Raw genomic sequence first — 20,156 nt, forward strand, 5'->3', positions numbered from 1 at the left:
AGGTGTAAATAATATTATGTTTTTACCAATAGGATTTTTATTTTATGGACTTGGTGCTATTTTTATGATTAAATCGCTACAAAGAGAAAAAATTACAGTGGTGTATCCACTTATGTGTGTAGGATATATAATTTCAATGTTTTATGGAGAAATCTTTTTAAATGAAGTCATAACTAAAAATAAGATTTTAGCAATGATTTTAATAGGTACAGGAGTTTTTTTTAATTGCTATGATAAATAATATAGAAATTGTTATGATAATAATTATGACTTGGTTAGGAGCTTTGGGCGGTCTATTTTTTAAAAAATCATCAAGTGAAAAATCTAAAATAAATAAGTATTTATTTTGTGGAGGCGTTTTTTATTGTCTAGGAGCGCTATTAAATATAATACTTTTAAAGTATGTTCCATTAACAATAATCTTTCCATGTAATGCACTTACATACATATGGACTACGTTAATAGGAAGATTCATCTTTAAAGAAACTATAACAAAATATAATATATTAGGATTAATGCTAATAGTAATAGGGTTATATTATTTGGTTTTATAACTTTAAAAAATAAATTTAACGAAATGAATACAGTGTAAAATTAAAGGCTAAACCCACTAGATACAAGGGCTTAGCCTTTAATTGTGCACCCAGCATGGGCACCTTCTAATAGGTTAGATAAATTTTTGATTTGCATGGAATTTAATATATTAATAGGAAAAATATTCGAAAATCTTCATAAATTTTATTAAGAAATCTTAAGAATTTAGTTCTAATATTAATATAAAGGATGGCTCAAGAGAGTGGAAAAAGCATTTGATCATGTAGGAAGTATGGAATTTGAAATATAGGTTAGTGTATAATTAAACCATAAATAGAATAAAAAAGGTAGGGGATTTTGTGAATAACAAATATAAAATACTTGTAGTAGATGATGAAAAAGATATAAGAGAAGTTATTGAAATATACTTAATTAATGAAGGCTACAATGTTATTTTAGCTGAAGACGGAGAAAAGGCAATGGAGATTTTGAAAAAAGAAAAAATAGACTTAATTGTATTAGATATAATGATGCCTAAAATTAATGGGATTAGGCTTTGTAAATTATTAAGGGAAAAATCAATGAAAATTCCCGTAATAATGTTATCGGCTAAGGTAGAAGGGTATGATAAGATTCTTGGACTTAATGTAGGGGCAGATGATTATGTATCTAAACCTTTTAACCCATTAGAGTTAATAGCTAGAATAAAATCACAGTTAAGAAGATTTGAATATTTTAAAGAAGATACTAATGAAAATAAGGATGAAATAATAATAGAAGGGTTACGTATAAACATAAATACTAGAGAAGTTTTTGTAGAGGATAAATTTATAAGGCTAACACCAAAAGAATTTAACATATTAGCTTATCTTGCAGCTAATAGAGGAACTGTTTTAACCTCAGAACAAATTTATGATAAGGTTTGGAAGGAAGAATTTTACAATGATGATAATACAGTAGCAGTTCACATAAGAAATATAAGGGGAAAAATAGAAATTAATCCCAAAGAACCTAGATATATAAAATTAGTATGGGGAGTTGGGTATAAAATTGAAAAGTAAGTTCAAATTTAAAAAAAAATTTGTAAGTTTAAGAATAAAGTTGATATTTTTGACAATAATTCTATCAGCAGTTACACTATTAAGTGTTGCAATATCTATAGGTGTTTTACAGAAATATGATAATTCAACACGAAAATTACTAACTGATTTTAATGATATGTATGTTGATGTAAGTAGGAATATAATTAGAGATTATGGAAATGGTAGTCAGCAATATTTCGATGAAATAGCAAAGTATTATAATGTTAAAGCTTTTATAAAAGATTCCAATGAGAATGTAATAATGAGTACAGATAATGAAATTTCACATAAATATAATGAAAGAGTTATTAGAGCGTTTTATGATTCCAGACCTCAACAAGAAAAAGATTTTCTTCAACAATATAATATATATATTGATAACAATCCAATGAAGCTAGTAATCGTTAAAGATGGAGATAATATAAGAGAATATGGAACAGGCCTTAAAATAGTTTGTTCAATTATAATCGCAGGACTAATAGTGAACTTGTTTATAGTTTATATATTTATAAATAAAAAAGTAAAGTATATTTTAAAAATAGTAAAATCAATTGGAAAAATTAAGAAGGGTAATTTAGAAGAAAAAATTCAAGAAAAGAATAATGATGAACTTACTCTTATAGCAAAAGAGATAAATGAAATGGGAGAAAATTTAAATCAAGAGATAATAGAGAATAATAGAAGTGAAAAATATAAAAAAGATTTGATAGCTAATATATCCCATGATTTAAGGACACCTCTTACAGCACTCATAGCTTATTTGCAGTTAATACCAAATGCCTCAGAAGAAAATAAGGAAAAGTATACAAAAATATCTTTAGATAAGGCACATAAGTTAAATAGTTTGATACAAGAACTATTCAACTATTCAAAATTAGAAAATGGTGGAGTTAAACTTGATTTTGAAGAAATAAACTTAATGGAAATAATAGATCAGTCAGTAGCAGAGGTTTATTTAGAAGGAAAAGATAAGGAAATAGATATATCAAATAAATTAACTGAAAAAGTAAAAGTAATTGCTGATCCATTACAGTTAAGCAGAGTATTTCAAAATGTACTTACTAATGCTATTAAGTATGGCAGAGAAAATACAAAAATATTAATAAAGGGTGAGAAGTATAAAGAGAATATAATAATATCTATAGAAAATTCTATAGAAAGTTGTTGTGAAATTCATGATATTAATATGTTGTTTTACAGATTTTATAAAGGTGACAAATCAAGAGGAAATGGCGATAGCTCAGGTCTAGGATTAGCGATAAGTAGGTCTATAATGGAACTTCATCATGGAAAAATAACAGGGGATATTAAGGAAGATAAATTCATAATAAATATAGAAATACCAGTTATAAATAATAAACATAACTCCTAATACAGCTAAGTTGTAGATATAAACCATTTAACAATTAAAATATGTAATTTGGTATTTGCTAAAAATTTAACATAAATACCCCTAATTATATAACAGTTATTGAACCTTGTCACTTAAGAGAGCTATGTTTAAAGATAAGCTGTTCTAAACTTTAGATGGAGAAATGTTATATTTTTTTTAAGAACACTACATGTAAAGCTAAGAATCATTTAATAATAAGTTTGAAAATTTATGAAGAATGGAGGAGGAAAATTTGAAAACTTTAATTATAATACCAGCGTACAATGAAGGTGAGGCTATTTATGATGTAGTAAATTCCATAAAACAAGAAAACATTCAAGACACAACAATTCTTGTTATAAATGACGGATCACAAGATAATACATCCTGTGAAGCAAGGAGTGGAGGAGCAAGGGTTATTGATTTACCTATTAATTTAGGCATTGGAGGCGCTGTACAAACTGGATATTTATATGCTTATTATAATAATTATGATATTGCAATTCAGTTTGATGGTGATGGTCAACATAAGGCCAAATATTTAAAAACTATTATAGAAGAAATGGAAAAATCTAAATCAGATATGATAATAGGATCTAGGTTTATTGAAAAAAGCAACTATAATCCAAGTTTTTTTAGGAATGCTGGAATAAAATTCTTTTCAAAGCTTATATCAAGTATTTGCAGACAAAACATATATGATACAACATCAGGGTACAGAGCAATAAATAAAAAGGTCATAAAAGCTTTTATAGACTATTATCCTAAAGATTATCCAGAGGTGGAAACCATAGCTTATATAGTTAAGGAAGGCTGCAAAGTAAGAGAGATACCAGTGGAGATGAACTATAGAGAAAAGGGTAAATCATCAATAACTCCAATAAAGTCAATATATTATATGATTAAGGTAACTTTAGCAACTATTATTTTACCTAAAACATCATGTAACTAAAAAGATTATATTGTATAAAGAGGTGAGAATATGTATATATATTGTTTTATTATAGCTATGGCTTTTATTATAGCTACAATAATATTTATAAAAAAGAGAGCATTAGATATAAAATACAGCTTCATGTGGTTTGTGGTTGGCGTAACCATGGCTATATTATCTTTAAATAGTTCAATAATAGAGAGTTTAGCAGTGATATTTAATATAAAATATGCACCATCACTACTTTTTTTAATAGGAATAATATTTTGTTTTGCACTTATATTTAATTTAATAATAATAATTTCATCATTGAAGGCCAAAATTGTAAGGCTAACTCAAGAAGTTGGAATATTAAAAAGTAACTCAAGAGGAGATGAAGAATAATTGGTTTATATTCTTTTAACTATAAATATTATATTACTTGTTTTAGGACAAACGCTGTGGAAAATAGGTGTTAAAAAAGTTTCTATGGAATTAAGTATTAAGGGATTAATTGAAATAATGAAAAATCCATATATTTTAGGGGGATTATTTATTTATGGGTTTGCAACTATAATATGGCTTTATATATTGTCTAAAGAAGAATTATCAATGGTTTACCCAATTCAAAGTCTTTGTTATGTTTTAACTTTATTAATTGCAATTATATTATTTAAGGAGTCTATACCTTTAACTAGGTGGGTAGGCGTTGGATTCATAGTACTAGGAGCATTCTTTGTTTCTATAAAATAGGAGTGATATAAATGTTTTCTCTAAGAAATGAGAATGGAAAAACAAAAAAAATTATACTTATAGGTATAACTGTATTTTTTATATTAGGAATTTATAGTGTTATTGCACATGGAAATGAACATTTTTTAGGGTCTTTTGAAAAGTGGGATAATGATGATGTTAAATATGTAAGAAGTGCTTGGACATTAATGGATACGGGAAAACTTACATATCATGATGTTAATGAAGAAACCGTATTTATTATGCCAGGCATTTCATACACATTAGCTGGAATAATGACCATATTTGGAAAAACAACAGGATTAGTAGCTTTTAGAGTATTTCAAGTTATACTTGAAGTTTTAAGTTTAATGTTAGTATTTTTTATAGCTAGGAAATTATTTAATTCTAAAGTTGGAATAATAGCATTTATATTAGAGGCTATTTATATACCAAATCTTTGGGTTACACATGTGATACTCACAGAATGTATATTCAAATTTTTAGTATTAGCTTTAGTATATTTTACAATTTATGCAATAGAGGAAAAAAAAATTATATATTATGTAATTGGAGGAATGCTCTTAGGAATAACTTGTTTGTTTAGGCCAACCATAGGGGCATATCCTATAGTAGTTCTTGTTTTATGGTTATATAAGAAATATGAATTTAAAGATATTATAAAGTGGACAATTGTTGTAACTAGTGTGTTTGCATTAGTTATGAGTCCATGGTGGATAAGGAATTATAACACATTTAATAGGTTTATACCATGTACATTATCATCAGGTAATCCTATGATACAAGGATCTTATATTAATTATGATGCAAATATTGATTTTTATCCTACTGAAGGATCTGATGATAGAATAGAGCAAGAAAAATTATATATGGATAATGTGAAATATAGATTTAAAAATTATATGTTAAGAAGTCCAGTTAAATATGGATTATGGTATTTTGTTGAAAAACCTGTTATTTTATGGGGGGGGCCATTTTATTGGAGAAAAGTATATTCAATACATTATTTAATTGCATTTATTCAACATTTAGCGTATTTAATATTGGGTTTGTATGGAATGTATTTCATATTTAAAAGAAGAAAAATGGAAAAAGGAAATCCTATAGTATATCTATTATTTTCTTTATGTTTATATTATACAATAATTCATATTCCTTATGTTACATTTGATAGGTATGGGTATCCTATGATTTGGATATTTACAATTTCGGCAAGTGTAGTATTGGAGAAATATTTTGAAAACAGAAAAATACAATAAAATTCATCTAAACATGAAAATAGAATGATAAGCGCCGTAAACAAGCAGATTTCACCTAGTATTCTAAAGTGAAAAAAGCATTACTTCCTAAATTTCAATAACTCATTAGTTTCAAACAATTGAAATTATTAACATAAGCAATACTTTTTTCACTAATAATACTTACGGTTTAGCTGATAGTTTACTAACGTTTATCATTCTATTTTCATTAGATAATTCTTTATTATTGTCAGATATAATTTGAATATAAATTTAAAGTCCTTTAGGAGCACCTTCTTTGTATTCTCCAACAAGTTCATATATTGTTTTTGATGTTGTATCTTCCATAGTATACCCAAGAAGAGAAACCACTTCTTTAAGTTCATCCTCATGAGCTGTTTCAATTTCTATATAAGGAAATGGACAAAATTCCTCATCATTTATATCAATTTCAACTAAGGTATTTTTATATTTATAACTTTCTCTATATTTTTTTATAGATTCTACTAATTTAAGACCTAAGGAATTAAATATATTCTCTCCTTGAATTCCATCTTCTATTATTGTTTCATTTTCTTCCATAATCTTATATTTTTCTTGGCTAAGCATTTTTTTAGTTGTCATATAATAACGAGTTTCATTCTTCAGAAGATCTTCTACAATTCTTATTCTTGCATATCCCTTTTCATTAAGTAGTCGTCCATCATCAAAGTCAAATATTTTATTTATTTGGTTTTCTTTTTTTACATTTATGGCATTAATAGATGATAGACTATTTCTAATATTATCTACATTTATTTTTATAATTCTAGTTTCAATTTCTTTCAAAAAAATCACCTCTTAAAAAGTCTTTAATAAGTATATTATGTATATATAATAAGAATAAATCAACACATTAATAATTATATAATTATCAATGCGTTAATTTTATGAAGATTTATAAGTAAATAAATTATTTTGAAAATGAATATGAAGTAAGGTACCAGTGTATTTAGTCTAAAGTAGAACTATGTAAAGAGGAATGTCTGGAATTTAAGGAAGCAGAAAAAGATCATTAACTTATTACTAATCTGTATTTCTCAATTAAACAAGTTACTTTCAAATTTCACATCTTAATTTTTAATTAAGATGTAGTGTGGACACTTTGATATGTTATAATATATTAGTTATTAAGCATAGAATAGGGGTGGATAAAACATGGAATATATAAAAGATATAACTATAATGGATGCTGTAATCCATATATTAGATGCTAATAGTCAAGATCCAATATTAAACGATTATTTTTTAGAACTAGATGATGATACCTATGGATTTTTATTTAAACATATAGAAAGATGCTTAAAAGATGAAGAGCTTAAATATGCACTATTTAATGAAGATAGGAATATAGTTAAGGAAATAAGTCAAGAGTACTTAAATGCAGAAAATAACCTTTTGGATGTTTCTAAAGAAATTGCAAGGCAGATGTTTATTCAAATGAAGGCGAATGTAAATATACCAAGCTGTGATTTGTTAGTTGTTGGTGTGACAACGGAATTTGGACCTATGCTTTGCATCTTAAAAATGGATTATGTGAAAAATTTTACTCATAAGATAGATTTTATAGAAAATAAAATGAGTATTAATATAATACCGCATAATGCAGGACTTCCAAGTAGTGCTCAAAGAATACAAAAGGGAGCTTTTATAAAGCCAATAAGAGATGGTCAAGAATTTAATCTTATGGTAATAGATAAGCAAAAGAAGTCTAAAGACTCTGATGAATATGGATCAAACTATTTTATAAACAATTATTTAGGGTGTACATTAGTAACTAATGAAAGAGATATGACTAAAAATTTCTTGAAGGCCACAGAAACATGGACTAGAAATCATATAATAGAGGATGCAGATAAAGCAGAAACAATTAGAACTGCTGTTAAAAAGAACTTAAAGGAAGAAGAAACTATAGATGTTGAAAAATTAAGTGATGAACTTTTTAAAGAAGAGCCTGATAAAAAACTTCAATTTGTTGAGTTTGTAAATGCTCAAGGTATAGAAAATGAAGTTAAAGTAGATAAGGAATGGGTAGAAAAAAAGCTTAAAAGGGTTCGATTAAAGGTTGATAAAGATATAGATCTTTATATAAATGAAGATGCATATAATGATGATGAAAGATTTGAAATAGAAAGAAATGGTGATGGAAGTATAAATATTGTTATAAAGAGAGTTAAAAATTATATAGAAAAATAAAAAAACCAGTATGTTTAACATACTGGTTTTAAATAAACTTCTAATTATTTCATTGAATCAGCAGATCCAAGAACATCTTGGATTTTATGAAGAACAACGTTTTTAACAGATTCTCTTCCAGCGCCTAAGTATTTTCTTGGGTCAAACTCTTTTGGATTATCTCCGAAAGTTTTTCTTATAGCAGCTGTCATAGCTAATCTTAAGTCTGTATCCATGTTTATTTTACATACAGCCATTGAAGAAGCTTTTCTTAACATATCAACTGGGATTCCTTTAGCACCAGCTATGTCTCCACCATATTTATTACAAGTTTCAACTGCATTTGCATCAACAGCAGAAGCTCCGTGAAGAACTATTGGGAATCCTGGTAATTTAGATTGAATTTCTTCTAATATATCAAATCTAAGTTGTGGTTTGAAGTCTACAGGGAATTTAAATGCACCATGGCTTGTTCCTATAGCGATAGCTAAAGAATCAACTCCAGTTCTGTTAACAAAGTCAACAGCTTGCTCAGGATTAGTGTATACATGCTCTGCAGCAACAACATCATCCTCAATTCCAGCTAGAACTCCTAATTCAGCTTCAACAACAACTCCTCTTGCGTGAGCATATTCAACAACCTCTTTAGTTAATTTTACGTTTTCTTCGTAATCATAGTGAGATCCATCAAACATTACTGAAGTAAATCCAGCTCCTATAGCAGTTTTTACTGCATCTAAATTTGGACCATGGTCTAAATGTAAAGCAACATCTACTCCAGTTTCGGCTACAGCAGCCTCAACCATTGCTTTTAAGTATTGAGGACCTGCATATTTTAATGCTCCAGTAGAACATTGTAGTATAACTGCTGAATTTTTTTCCTTAGCGGCCTCTATAACTCCTTGAATTATCTCCATATTATTAATATTAAATGCTCCTATAGAATACTTACCTTCGTAAGCTTTTTTGAACATTTCTTTAGTTGTAACTAATGCCATTAGATAAACCACCTTTCATAACTTTTATATAATCCTCGGGACTTACAAAGTCCCTCTGGGACTCATTTATAATATATCTTTATTATAAAACAAATAAAAAAGATTTTCTACCTATATTACAAAATATTTAAGCTAAACTAGAAAATATTTTCTATATTAATTTTCTGTAATCGATTAATATTTTTAACGGAAAATTTTATGTAATGAATAGATGCCAAGGATTCATCATATGTTTTACTTTTAACATATTGGGTAAGCTTAAAAACTTCACTTTCTATTGAATTTATTTCTTGATGATTTATAAAAATTGACATTTTTGTTGAATTTTCGTCTATAAAATCTAATAATGATATCACTTCATCATAACTTTTATCCCAATCTTCATTTACAATTAATTCTTCTAATAGATCATTTTTGCTTTCTAATTCCATTGTAACATTATTTAAGTATTTTAGAGAAAAATTCATAGATAAAATTAAACATATAAAGGCAATAATAGAAATTATCATTTTTTTCATGAATTATTCTCCTTTCTTTGATATTGAAACTTACCTTTACAATCAATTAAAGCAAAGTCTAAATCATCTTTTTTTAATTTATTATCATTTAATTGTTTTTCAAACCAATCTACAGTTTTATTTTCAGCTTGTAAAATTTCTTCATATAATTCACCTTTAAAATATATTACTTTAGGTAAAAAAATATTATTACCATTTTCACTTTTTTTGATAACTGATAATTGACCATTTGTTTCCCAAATAGCATAGGCTATATCATTTACATCTATACATCCCTGTATTCTTAATTCCTCTAAAAGTTCTGACAAGCTTAGTCTTTGTCTACTTAACTGGTTTGTATCTACTTTACCATCTTTAATTAATATAGTGGGTTTTCCATCTAATACATTTCTCATTACCTTACTTTTTATTTCAACTTCAGAAAGTAAAATTTGTATAAATAATAGAGTTAGAATTGGAATAACACCATTTATCAATGGAAGTCTTGCATCTTGCATAGGGAGAGAAGCAAGGTCAGAAATCATAATAGTAACAACCAATTCAAAGGGTTCCAGTTCTCCAATTTGTCGCTTACCCATTAATCTTATTACGATAACAACCAATGCATATAAAATTGTTGTTCTAATTAAAAATATGAACATAATTAAATACCTCCTATTAATATATATAATGTGAATTTTCATGTGAATTTATTCTAAATATAGATGCTTAAATATTCATATAATTAATAACATTTAATATATTTATTGGTAAATTTAATTACATTTTTTACTGTTTTAAGTATAATGGTTATATAAAACTAATTAATTTTACGATAAAGGGGTGTTTCATGTGAGTCAATTGACTTTAAAAGTAAATGATAATAGAACAATCACTGTAACGGAAGGAACAAAATTTTATGATGTAGTAAAAGAAAACTTCTCTCATATAGATATACCCGTGGTTTTAGCAAAATTAGATAATGATTATTTTGAGCTTAGAGAAGTTATAACTAAAGGTGGTGAACTATCACCAGTTACTATAGAAGAAACAATAGGGATGAAAACTTATTCAAGAACATTACAGTTTATATTAATTAAAGCAGTGTATGATTTGTTTCCAGAGGCTAAGGTGGTTATAGAACATTCCCTTAGCAAAGGGATATATGGAGAAATTCATAAAGATAAGACTTTAGATGAAGAAGACATAAAATTAATAAAAGATAAAATGAAAGACTTAATAGATGAAAATATTATAATAAATAAATTATCTGTACCAAAAGAAGAAGCCTTAAAAATTTTCGAAAATTATAGATTTGATGATAAGGTTAGATTTTTAAATCATATAAAAAATAAAGAAATAAAATTATATGAGCTCCAAGGAAGGTATGATTATTTTTATGGACCTATTGCATACTCAACTGGAAGTATAAAAATGTTTGATTTAATATATCATGAACCAGGCTTTTTATTAAGATTTCCAGATGATAAAAATCCTAAAGTATTTCCAAAATCAACAAATTATCCTAAGCTTGAAAATATATTTAGAGAAACAGAAGAGTGGCTTAATATACTTGGAGTAGCTGATGTTGGAGCCTTAAACAATGCTATAGATGACAAGAGTATTTTGGAACTTATAATGGTTAATGAAGCATTACATGAAAAGAAGATTGCTTATATTGCCGATATGATCCATGAAAGAGAAGATGTAAAGTTAGTTCTTATAGCAGGTCCATCATCATCAGGAAAAACAACATTTGCTAGAAGACTTGGAATTCAATTAAGAGTTAACGGGCGTATACCAATACCAATTTCTTTAGATGATTACTTTGTTGATAGAGACAAAACACCTTTAGATGAAAATGGAGAATATGATTTTGAATCTATAGATGCCTTAGATTTAGAGCTATTTAATAAACATTTAAATATGCTTATGAATGGTAAAGAAATTGAACTTCCAAGCTTTAATTTCAAACTTGGATGTAGAGAATGGGTAGGAAATAAAATAAAATTACCTGAAAATGGTGTTTTAGTAGTTGAAGGTATTCATGGTTTAAATGATAAATTAACATCAAAAATACCTGGTGACAATAAGTTTAAAATATATATAAGTGCTCTAACCCAGTTAAACGTAGACAACCACAATAGAATAGCAACAACAGATGTTAGAAAGTTAAGAAGAACAGTTAGAGACTTCTTGTCCAGAGGATATCAAGGTGGAGAAACTTTAAATATGTGGCCATCTATAAAAAGAGGGGAAGAGAAGAATATATTTGTCTATCAAGAAGAAGCAGATGTTATGTTTAATTCCACATTAGTATATGAACTATGCGTTTTGAAAAAGTATGCATTAGAAGAATTAAGTAAGATAGATAGGGATAGCTCCGTTTATTACGAAGCACTAAGACTTATGAGCTTTTTAAGATTATTCAAAGAAGTGGATAGAGATATTATACCAACAAACTCTATTTTAAGAGAATTTGTTGGGGGAAGTATATTTTATAAATACTAAAATATACCTATTAATAATTAAAAATAAGCCAATGATTTAAATCATTGGCTTATTTAAAAAAGTATTTGAACATTGAATAAATTCGATATATAATGTTTAATTTATAATAGTTTATATATTGTTATTTAATTAAATGCAATAAGTAAAGTTTAGAGGCTAGAATATACGTATTTGGAAGTTGAAAAAGTTATTGGATTTTAAGGTGATTATATGATAAATTTTAATACCGAAAAAGAATTAAAAGAGTTAGATACATTTAAAGGGATAAAGGCTAAAACATTTGAAGAAATACGTTGCTGTGGACAGATAAGAGAATATAGGAAGGGGAAAAATATTTTCATAGATAAAGAAGATGTAACTATGATTTATATAGTTTTGAGTGGAAAATTTTCTTTATATAAGCTTGGCAATAATGGACAAAAGAGAGTTGTATATATTTTGGGAAAAGATAGAATTATAAATGAAGTTATTATTGATGATTTGCCAAGTTCAATTAACTGTGAAGTTTTTGAATGTGGAAAGCTATTACTAATAGAAAAAAATAAACTAATATCTTTAATGGAAGAAGATTTTAATCTTACAAAGAATATAATTGAATCATTATCTAAAAAGGTAAGAAGGTTGTATAGGCAAATAAAAAATACTAGCCCCAATATTCTTGTAGATAAAAAATTAGCGGCGAAGTTATGGAAATTATCTAAAGACTATGGAGAAAAAACAGATTTAGGAGTTGAAATTAATTTAAATTTAAGTAAGACTTACTTGGCAGATATGTTTGGAAGTCAAAGGGAAACAATTTCTAGAACACTAAAGGAATTAGAAAAAAAGAATTTGATAATAGTAACAAATAAGAGAATAACTATATTAAATTCAGAAAAACTTATAGAATTTTTCAAGAAATCGTGATGAAAATCACGGTTATTTTTTTGGATAAATATTAAACTAATACTATGAAAGGAGTGAATTTAATGCTTGGTGAAGAAATTAACAAAGTAGTGGTAGCAGCAAAAGGAAAAGTGGATTTTTTAAAAGAAAATAGTCTAGGATATTTAATTTCCTCTGCATTAGCAGGATTATATGTGGGATTAGGAATTATGCTTATATTTACTATAGGAGGATTGCTTACAGAGTCAAATTCTCAAGTAACAAAGATAGTAATGGGTGCATCATTTGGTGTTGCATTAAGTTTAGTAGTCTTTGCAGGGGCAGAATTATTTACAGGAAATAACTTTGTTATGACTGTTGGACTAGTAAAAAAATCAGTAGGTATTATGGATTTACTAAAAATTTGGCTAGCAAGTTTTACAGGAAATTTATTAGGTTCAATTCTAGGTGGATATTTATTTGTTATGGCAGGTTTGGCTAAAGGACCAGTTGGAGATTTTATAGTTAAAACTACGTCAATAAAAATGAATTTATCTTCAAATGAACTATTTGCAAGAGGAATTTTATGTAATATATTAGTGTGCCTAGCTGTTTGGTGTACATTTAGAATGAAAGAAGAAGTAGGAAAATTAATAATGATATTTTGGTGTTTATTTGTATTCATAACAGCAGGATTTGAGCACTCAGTAGCAAATATGACATTAATGGCTATAGGGTTATTTACAAGTCATCCTGAAACGGTGACAGTTGGAGGATATATATATAATTTATTTTTTGTTACTTTAGGAAATTTTATTGGAGGAGCTGTATTTTTGGCTTTACCATACTGTTTAATTTCAAATAAAAAAAAGGAGGCTTAAGAAATGGCGTATAGATTTAATAAAGAAGTATTTAATAAAATTATAGAAAAGTTATCTAAAGATTTTAAAGTGTATGCTCCAATAGTACTTAAAGGCAAGGGTACATTTTCAGATACAGATTCTATTAAGTATGGCGAAATAACAAATATAGAAGAAATAGAATTCAAAGAAAAGTCTAATTTTTCTTATAAGGAAATATTAATTTCTATAACCCAAACATTGTTTTACTTTACAGAAGACCAATGGATAGAGCCAAAGGAAGAGAAGAAAGGTGCAATAGTATTTTTAAGAAGTTGCGATATGCATTCTGTTAAAAGAATAGATGATATATACTTAAGAAATGGCTTTGAAGATTCATACTACAAGAAAATAAGAGAAAAAGTAATTTTTATCCTTATAGGATGTGAGCATAGTTTTGATAATTGCTTCTGTGTAAGTATGGGAACAAATAAATCAGAAAATCATGATGGATATATTAAGATATTTAATAATGACATTTACTTTAATATGTTAAATGGAAAATTAACACAGTATTTTAATGATGAACACTTGGAAGAGGTATATTTTAAAGAAGATTACGTAAAAGAAAATCATAACAAGGTGAACATACCAGAAAAATTAGATTTAAGAATAATCAATTCATCAGTGTGGAAGGAGTATTCTTCAAGATGTATTGCATGTGGAAGGTGTAATTTTGTCTGTCCAACATGTACATGCTTTACTATGCAAGATATATTTTATAAAGGTAATAAAAATTCTGGAGAAAGAAGAAGAGTATGGGCATCTTGTCAAGTAGATGGATACACTGAAATGGCAGGGGGGCATAGTTTTAGAAAAGATAAAGGGGAGAGAATGAGATTTAAAGTTTTACACAAAGTTTATGATTACAAGAAGAGATGGGGATATCATATGTGTGTAGGTTGTGGTAGATGTGATGATGTTTGTCCAGAGTATATTTCTTTTTCACACTGTATCAATAAATTAGAATCTGCAATAAAGGAGGAGAATAAATAATGAGTAATGCATATATGCCATTTGTTTCAGAAATTTTAAATATAAAAAGACATACAGAAATAGAATACTCTTTTAGGCTATCTTTTCAAGGCAAAGTAAAACCAGGACAATTTTTTGAAGTATCTCTTCCAAAGTATGGTGAAGCTCCAATATCAGTTAGTGGAATAGGAGAAAAATGGATAGAACTTACAATAAGAAGAGTTGGGATTGTTACAGAGGAAATATTTAATTATAAAGTAGGACAAAAATTATTTCTAAGAGGTCCATACGGAAATGGATTTGATGTTAATCACTATAAAGGAAAAGAATTAGTAGTTGTTGCAGGGGGAACAGGTTTATCTCCAGTTAAGGGAATAGTTGATTACTTCTCAAAAAATAACAAAGAAGTTAAAAGTTTTACTTTAATATCAGGATTTAAATCACCAAAGGACATGTTATTTAAGTCTGATATAGACGAGTGGAAGAATAATATCAATACCATTATAACTGTTGATACAGCACCAGAAGGATATGGTGGAAATAGTGGTTTAGTGACTAAATATATACCAGAATTAAAGTTTGAAAATATAGATAATGTCCAAGCAATAGTTGTTGGACCTCCTATGATGATGAAGTTTTCTATTATGGAGTTTATAAAGTTAGGAATTAAGGAAAGTAATATTTGGATTTCACAAGAAAGAAAAATGTGTTGTGGGTTAGGAAAATGTGGCCACTGCAAAATAGATGATACTTATATATGTTTAGATGGTCCAGTGTTTAATTATACAAAAGGCAAGCAATTACTTGATTAGAAGGAGAGTAAGTTATGGATATTAATACAAAAGTTCTTAAAAAAAACGCTTTCAGGGTTACAAAAGAAAGAGGAGTAACTGCTTCAAGAATAAGAATACCAGGTGGACATTTGGATGCTAAATATCTTGGATTACTTCAAGAGATTGCTGAGAAATTTGGTAATGGAACAGTTCATCTAACAACAAGGCAAGGATTCGAAATACCAGGGATTAATATGAGAAATATTGATAAAGTTAATAAACTACTTCAGCCAATAATAGAAGGTTTGAAAATAAATCAAGAGATACCGGGAAAAGGATATACTGCAGCTGGAACAAGAAATATATGTGCATGTATTGGAAATAAAGTCTGTCCGTTTGCTAATTGTGATACTTCTGAGTTTGCTAAAAAAATTGAAAAAGCAATATTTCCTAATGATTTGCACTTTAAAGTGGCTTTAACAGGATGCCCCAATGATTGCTTAAAGGTGAGAATGCATGATTTTGGAATAATGGGGATGACAGAACCACGTTATGAAGAATATAGATGTATTTCTTGTGGAGCTTGTGTAAGTAATTGTAAAAAAAGAGCTACTGGTGCTTTGAAATTTGAGAATTTTAAGGTGGTTAGAGATGAAGAAAAGTGTATTGGGTGTGGAGAATGTGTTGGAAAATGCCCAACCAATGCGTGGACAAGAAGTGAAAAAAAATATTATAGATTTGTTATAATGGGGAGAAGTGGAAAGAAAAATCCTAGGTTAGCAGAAGATTTTATAATATGGGCTAATGAAGAAACAATATTAAAAGTAATACTAAATACTTATGATTATGTCAAAGAGTATATTGATATAAATGCTATAGGCGGAAAAGAGCACATAGGATATATTGTTGATAGAACTGGATTTAAAGAGTTTAAAAAGTGGGCATTACAGGATATTACGTTAGATGAAAAATCTATAGTAAAAGATAATATATATTGGAGCGGAATACAATATTAAAATAAGCAGACAAGGCAAATTCTTGTCTGCTTATTTTGAGTATAAAAGAATTAAAAACAGAAAAGGGTTGTTTAATTGGGTAAAGTAATTTATAATTTTATTTATAAAAATACTTTGATTATCAAAATAAAAAATACTTTGATAATCAAAATAAATTTTGTTGTAAAAATATTTTGAAAGATATTAAGGAGAGATTTTTATGGATATAAAACCATTAAACATAGGTGAATTAGTAGCAAGAATTCCTATAATTCAAGGAGGAATGGGAATCGGAATATCAGCTTCAAAACTTGCGGGTGCTGTGGCTAAAGAGGGTGGAATCGGAGTGATTTCTACTGCTCAGATTGGATTTAAAGAAGAAGATTTTGAAACTAACACAAGAGAGGCTAATTTGAGAGCTTTAAGAAATCATATAAAGAAAGCTAAAGAGATAGCGGTGGATGGAATAATAGGGGTAAATATTATGGTTGCATTAAATAATTATGTAGACCATGTTAAAACAGCAATAGAAAGTGGAGTAGATTTAATTATTTCTGGTGCGGGAATGCCCACACTATTACCTAAGATAGTTAAAGAATATGAAGATTGTAAGGTTAAGCTTGCTCCAATAGTATCATCAGGAAAAGCAGCTAAAATTATAATGAAGGTGTGGGATAGACATGATGGAATAACACCAGATCTTATAATTGTAGAGGGGCCTAAGGCCGGTGGCCATTTAGGATTTAAGAAAGAAGAAATAGAGGAATCAGAAGAAAATTTTGATTCAATTGTTAAAGATGTAATAAAAGAAAAAGAGATATATGAGACAAAATATAATAAGAGAATACCAGTTATAGTTGCCGGAGGAGTATTTGATGGCAGCGATATTGTAAAATATTTAAATCTTGGAGCAGATGGAGTTCAGATGGGAACTAGATTTGTTGCAACCCATGAGTGTGATGCTTCATTAGAGTATAAAAATGCATATATAAATTCTAAAAAAGAAGATATAGGGATTGTTAAGAGTCCAGTAGGCATGCCAGGAAGAGCTATTCTTAATGATTTTATGAAAAAAACTTTTGAAGAAAATATAAAAGTTTCAAGGTGTTATAATTGTTTGACTCCATGCAATCCTAAAGAAACTCCATACTGTATAAGCGATGCACTTATTAATGCAGCTAATGGAAATTTAAATGAAGGATTAATATTCTGTGGTTCTAATGCCTATAGAGTAGATAAAATAGTAAGTGTTAAAGAACTTATTGATGAATTGCTTCAAGAAATAAAAGAAAAATAACAGCATAAATGATTATTAATAACTAAATATAAGGCACATGAAAGAAAATAATAAGTCAAATAGACTAGTATACTGACTTGTTATTTTTTTCATGTGCCTAAAGGAATGTCTCAAAAAAGTTTATTCATTTTGAGACATTCCTTTTATATTGATAAGAAATTATTATACATTCTCAATTGATTACATGAAAATAATTTTATATGAATAAAGATCATATTGTTGAAAAAGCATATTTTGGAGGAGATTTTGTATATTTTAAATATTATATGATAAAATATTGCATAAGTAAGCGTATACAAGTGACAATAAATCAATGGGTATAATATGTTTTTTTAATTAATTTATAAATAATTTCTATTTACAAATGATAATGTATAAATTAAAATTGATATGAGTAAAAATTAGTAGTAAATTTATCAAGTAGAGTATAAAATAAGTTTAGATAATGAATTAAGAAATTTTTGTTTAATATAATAAAAAAACTTAAGAGAAGGGGTTTTTATAATGAAAAGATATGGTGTGTTTGACGTTCTTGGACCCATTATGATAGGACCATCTAGTTCGCATACTGCAGGAGCAGCTAGATTATCAAAAATTGCAGGTACTATTGCAGGAGAAGAAATAAATGATGTTAAATTTTTACTTCATGGATCTTTTGCAAAAACATATAAAGGTCATGGAACTGATAGAGCTTTAGTAGCTGGTATACTAGGAATGGATCCTTGGGATGAAAGACTTAAAGATTCATTAAAAATAGCAGAAGAAAAAGGTGTAAGAGTAAGTTTTGAAGAAGCAGATTTAGGAGAGGTTCACCCTAACACTGTGAAATTTTTAATTAAAAAGGAAAATGGACAAGAAGTGGAAGTTATGGGTTCTTCTATAGGTGGAGGAAGTATTATAATAACAGAAGTGGATGGTCAAAAATTAGAGTTTACTGGAGAGTACCCAACTCTTATAATAGAGCACGTAGATACTCCAGGAGTTGTATCAAAAGTTACATCTATACTTTATGATAATCATATAAATATAGCGTTTATGAAAGTATTTAGAAGTAGTAAGGGAAGAAGCGCTACTATGATATTTGAAACTGACAATAATGTTTCAGAGGAAATTGAAAATAAAATTAAATCTGTAGAGGAAATAAAAAGCATAAAAACAATAAATCCAGTTAAGGAGGGAGAATAAACATGTATATATCAAGCGGAAAAGAATTAATAGAAATATGTACTAAAGAACATATCTCTCTTTCTGAATTTGCTATAAGAAATGAAATGGAAGAAAGTGGACTTTCAAGAGAAGAAGTAATGGAGAAAATGAGCAAAAACCTTAAGACAATGAAGGATGCTGCTACTAAAGCTTTAAATGAAAAAGTTATTTCTGTTAGTGGACTTATAGGTGGGGATGCTTATAGAATTAATGATTATGTTAACAAAGGAAATACATTAACTGGAGATTTTATGGTTAAAGCTATGGCTAGAGCTATATCTTGTTCTGAAGTTAATGCATCTATGGGAAGAATAGTTGCATGCCCAACAGCTGGATCCTGTGGAATTCTTCCGGCAGTTGTAATAACAGCTGGAGAAAAATTAAATAAAAGTGATGATGAGCTTATAAAAGCATTATTTACATCATCTATAGTTGGTGTTGTTATAGCTCAAAATGCTTCTATATCTGGAGCAGAAGGTGGCTGTCAGGCAGAATGTGGTTCAGCAGCGGCAATGGGATCTGCTGCAGTTGTAGAAATGATGGGTGGAACTCCAGAAATGTGTTTAAATGCAGCGGCAATAGTTATAAAAAATATATTAGGACTTGTATGTGATCCAATAGCAGGATTAGTTGAAGTTCCTTGCGCGAAGAGAAATGCTTCAGGAGCCGTAAGTGCATTAACAACAGCGGATTTGGTTATGGCAGGAGTAGTAAGTAAAATACCATTTGATGATACTGTAATTGCTATGAATAAAGTTGGTAAAAGTTTACCGGCTAGTTTAAGAGAAACAGCTATGGGTGGCCTTGCAGTGACTCCAACTGGTTTAGAATTAAAAAAACAAATATTAGGGGAATAAAAATATTTGTAAATTTCAATATGTAACTTGAATTTAGTATTAGTTTAATGCTAAATTCAAGTTTTTTTACGTATTACAATAATCTGTGAAGTCAGTTAATTTGTGCTGATTAAAACTCACTTTACATAAATTTTTTGCAAAAGTCAAGATTAATTTTCAACTTCATATTGAAATTATA

The 20,156-nt window shown here is 27.9% G+C and carries 22 protein-coding genes; 18 read left to right on the forward strand and 4 right to left on the reverse strand.

The features are described from left to right. The 8 genes from BM119_RS15450 to BM119_RS15485 all read left to right on the forward strand — a co-directional run. Positions 1-241: EamA family transporter (locus tag BM119_RS15450; RefSeq protein WP_090042633.1), on the forward strand; the 241-nt coding region annotated here is incomplete at its 5' end. Beyond that, complete coding sequence (locus BM119_RS15455; RefSeq protein WP_090042634.1) at positions 231-554, forward strand: EamA family transporter; 324 nt, start codon at positions 231-233, stop codon at positions 552-554. The genes BM119_RS15450 and BM119_RS15455, both read left to right, overlap by 11 nt. Before the next feature lie 339 nt (positions 555-893). Then, positions 894-1,595, forward strand: a complete 702-nt coding sequence (locus BM119_RS15460) for a response regulator transcription factor (protein ID WP_090042635.1) — start codon at positions 894-896, stop codon at positions 1,593-1,595. Then, positions 1,585-2,988: a sensor histidine kinase gene (locus BM119_RS15465; protein ID WP_090042636.1), complete on the forward strand. Its 1,404-nt coding sequence runs from the start codon at positions 1,585-1,587 to the stop codon at positions 2,986-2,988. Before BM119_RS15460 ends, BM119_RS15465 begins: the two co-directional genes overlap by 11 nt. 253 nt (positions 2,989-3,241) lie before the next feature. Then, complete coding sequence (locus BM119_RS15470) at positions 3,242-3,940, forward strand: glycosyltransferase family 2 protein (RefSeq protein WP_090042637.1); 699 nt, start codon at positions 3,242-3,244, stop codon at positions 3,938-3,940. A 30-nt stretch (positions 3,941-3,970) separates the two neighbouring features. Further along, positions 3,971-4,306 (forward strand): DUF2304 domain-containing protein, encoded by a 336-nt coding sequence (locus tag BM119_RS15475; RefSeq protein WP_090042638.1) that lies wholly within the window; start codon positions 3,971-3,973, stop codon positions 4,304-4,306. Continuing rightward, positions 4,307-4,654 carry an EamA family transporter gene (locus tag BM119_RS15480; RefSeq protein ID WP_090042639.1) on the forward strand — a complete coding sequence of 116 codons (348 nt, stop codon included), beginning with the start codon at positions 4,307-4,309 and terminating at the stop codon, positions 4,652-4,654. Positions 4,655-4,665: 11 nt separating this feature from the next. Then, positions 4,666-5,913 carry an ArnT family glycosyltransferase gene (locus BM119_RS15485; RefSeq protein WP_090042640.1) on the forward strand — a complete coding sequence of 416 codons (1,248 nt, stop codon included), beginning with the start codon at positions 4,666-4,668 and terminating at the stop codon, positions 5,911-5,913. A 252-nt stretch (positions 5,914-6,165) separates the two neighbouring features. Here the strand turns inward: BM119_RS15485 and BM119_RS15490 are convergent, their stop codons facing one another. Further along, positions 6,166-6,720: a class IV adenylate cyclase gene (locus tag BM119_RS15490; RefSeq protein ID WP_090042641.1), complete on the reverse strand. Its 555-nt coding sequence runs from the start codon at positions 6,718-6,720 to the stop codon at positions 6,166-6,168. 369 nt (positions 6,721-7,089) lie between these two features. Here BM119_RS15490 and BM119_RS15495 point away from each other — a divergent pair, with 369 nt between their 5' ends. After that, a complete protein-coding gene (locus tag BM119_RS15495; protein WP_090042642.1) occupies positions 7,090-8,127 on the forward strand; it encodes a nucleoid-associated protein in 1,038 nt (345 codons plus the stop codon). A 44-nt stretch (positions 8,128-8,171) separates the two neighbouring features. Here BM119_RS15495 and fba read toward each other — a convergent pair whose 3' ends face one another. The 3 genes from fba to BM119_RS15510 all read right to left on the reverse strand — a co-directional run bounded on the left by fba (position 8,172) and on the right by BM119_RS15510 (position 10,263). Beyond that, positions 8,172-9,104, reverse strand: a complete 933-nt coding sequence (gene fba, locus BM119_RS15500; RefSeq protein WP_090042643.1) for a class II fructose-1,6-bisphosphate aldolase — start codon at positions 9,102-9,104, stop codon at positions 8,172-8,174. A 137-nt stretch (positions 9,105-9,241) separates the two neighbouring features. Beyond that, entirely contained in the window at positions 9,242-9,622 is a 381-nt protein-coding gene (locus tag BM119_RS15505) for a DUF4363 family protein (protein ID WP_090042644.1), read from the reverse strand. Continuing rightward, positions 9,619-10,263, reverse strand: coding sequence for a DUF421 domain-containing protein (locus BM119_RS15510; RefSeq protein WP_090042645.1), 645 nt, complete (start codon positions 10,261-10,263; stop codon positions 9,619-9,621). Before BM119_RS15510 ends, BM119_RS15505 begins: the two co-directional genes overlap by 4 nt. 190 nt (positions 10,264-10,453) lie before the next feature. Between BM119_RS15510 and BM119_RS15515 the strand changes: the two genes are divergently transcribed. The 9 genes from BM119_RS15515 to sdaAA all read left to right on the forward strand — a co-directional run bounded on the left by BM119_RS15515 (position 10,454) and on the right by sdaAA (position 19,978). Continuing rightward, a complete protein-coding gene (locus BM119_RS15515) occupies positions 10,454-12,112 on the forward strand; it encodes a nucleoside kinase (protein WP_090042646.1) in 1,659 nt (552 codons plus the stop codon). A gap of 210 nt (positions 12,113-12,322) precedes the next feature. Then, positions 12,323-13,018 (forward strand): Crp/Fnr family transcriptional regulator, encoded by a 696-nt coding sequence (locus BM119_RS15520; protein ID WP_090042647.1) that lies wholly within the window; start codon positions 12,323-12,325, stop codon positions 13,016-13,018. A 62-nt stretch (positions 13,019-13,080) separates the two neighbouring features. Then, complete coding sequence (locus tag BM119_RS15525; protein ID WP_090042648.1) at positions 13,081-13,857, forward strand: formate/nitrite transporter family protein; 777 nt, start codon at positions 13,081-13,083, stop codon at positions 13,855-13,857. A 3-nt stretch (positions 13,858-13,860) separates the two neighbouring features. Next, positions 13,861-14,871, forward strand: a complete 1,011-nt coding sequence (asrA, locus tag BM119_RS15530) for an anaerobic sulfite reductase subunit AsrA (RefSeq protein ID WP_090042649.1) — start codon at positions 13,861-13,863, stop codon at positions 14,869-14,871. Continuing rightward, positions 14,871-15,662 carry an anaerobic sulfite reductase subunit AsrB gene (gene asrB / locus BM119_RS15535; RefSeq protein ID WP_090042650.1) on the forward strand — a complete coding sequence of 264 codons (792 nt, stop codon included), beginning with the start codon at positions 14,871-14,873 and terminating at the stop codon, positions 15,660-15,662. The genes asrA and asrB overlap by 1 nt, the downstream gene beginning before the upstream one ends. 14 nt (positions 15,663-15,676) lie before the next feature. After that, positions 15,677-16,639 carry a sulfite reductase subunit C gene (gene asrC, locus BM119_RS15540; protein ID WP_090042651.1) on the forward strand — a complete coding sequence of 321 codons (963 nt, stop codon included), beginning with the start codon at positions 15,677-15,679 and terminating at the stop codon, positions 16,637-16,639. Between the two features lie 199 nt (positions 16,640-16,838). Further along, positions 16,839-17,915 (forward strand): NAD(P)H-dependent flavin oxidoreductase, encoded by a 1,077-nt coding sequence (locus BM119_RS15545; protein ID WP_090042652.1) that lies wholly within the window; start codon positions 16,839-16,841, stop codon positions 17,913-17,915. 504 nt (positions 17,916-18,419) lie between these two features. After that, positions 18,420-19,100 carry an L-serine ammonia-lyase, iron-sulfur-dependent subunit beta gene (sdaAB, locus tag BM119_RS15550; RefSeq protein ID WP_090042653.1) on the forward strand — a complete coding sequence of 227 codons (681 nt, stop codon included), beginning with the start codon at positions 18,420-18,422 and terminating at the stop codon, positions 19,098-19,100. A 2-nt stretch (positions 19,101-19,102) separates the two neighbouring features. Beyond that, a complete protein-coding gene (gene sdaAA / locus BM119_RS15555; protein WP_090042654.1) occupies positions 19,103-19,978 on the forward strand; it encodes an L-serine ammonia-lyase, iron-sulfur-dependent, subunit alpha in 876 nt (291 codons plus the stop codon). The last annotated feature ends 178 nt before the right edge of the window (positions 19,979-20,156 follow it).

The organism is Clostridium frigidicarnis, assembly GCF_900111985.1.
Classification (GTDB): Bacteria; Bacillota; Clostridia; order Clostridiales; family Clostridiaceae; genus Clostridium_Z; species Clostridium_Z frigidicarnis.

What these genes read in the sequence shown, in the direction of transcription:
- asrA (WP_090042649.1), top strand. Translation starts at nt 13,861, where the DNA reads ATGGCGTATAGATTTAATAAAGAAGTATTTAATAAAATTATAGAAAAG.
- BM119_RS15495 (WP_090042642.1), top strand. Translation starts at nt 7,090, where the DNA reads ATGGAATATATAAAAGATATAACTATAATGGATGCTGTAATCCATATA.
- BM119_RS15485 (WP_090042640.1), top strand. Translation starts at nt 4,666, where the DNA reads ATGTTTTCTCTAAGAAATGAGAATGGAAAAACAAAAAAAATTATACTT.
- sdaAB (WP_090042653.1), top strand. Translation starts at nt 18,420, where the DNA reads ATGAAAAGATATGGTGTGTTTGACGTTCTTGGACCCATTATGATAGGA.
- BM119_RS15520 (WP_090042647.1), top strand. Translation starts at nt 12,323, where the DNA reads ATGATAAATTTTAATACCGAAAAAGAATTAAAAGAGTTAGATACATTT.
- asrC (WP_090042651.1), top strand. Translation starts at nt 15,677, where the DNA reads ATGGATATTAATACAAAAGTTCTTAAAAAAAACGCTTTCAGGGTTACA.
- BM119_RS15455 (WP_090042634.1), top strand. Translation starts at nt 231, where the DNA reads ATGATAAATAATATAGAAATTGTTATGATAATAATTATGACTTGGTTA.
- fba (WP_090042643.1), bottom strand. Translation starts at nt 9,104, where the DNA reads ATGGCATTAGTTACAACTAAAGAAATGTTCAAAAAAGCTTACGAAGGT.
- BM119_RS15510 (WP_090042645.1), bottom strand. Translation starts at nt 10,263, where the DNA reads ATGTTCATATTTTTAATTAGAACAACAATTTTATATGCATTGGTTGTT.
- BM119_RS15525 (WP_090042648.1), top strand. Translation starts at nt 13,081, where the DNA reads ATGCTTGGTGAAGAAATTAACAAAGTAGTGGTAGCAGCAAAAGGAAAA.
- asrB (WP_090042650.1), top strand. Translation starts at nt 14,871, where the DNA reads ATGAGTAATGCATATATGCCATTTGTTTCAGAAATTTTAAATATAAAA.
- BM119_RS15475 (WP_090042638.1), top strand. Translation starts at nt 3,971, where the DNA reads ATGTATATATATTGTTTTATTATAGCTATGGCTTTTATTATAGCTACA.
- sdaAA (WP_090042654.1), top strand. Translation starts at nt 19,103, where the DNA reads ATGTATATATCAAGCGGAAAAGAATTAATAGAAATATGTACTAAAGAA.
- BM119_RS15505 (WP_090042644.1), bottom strand. Translation starts at nt 9,622, where the DNA reads ATGAAAAAAATGATAATTTCTATTATTGCCTTTATATGTTTAATTTTA.
- BM119_RS15545 (WP_090042652.1), top strand. Translation starts at nt 16,839, where the DNA reads ATGGATATAAAACCATTAAACATAGGTGAATTAGTAGCAAGAATTCCT.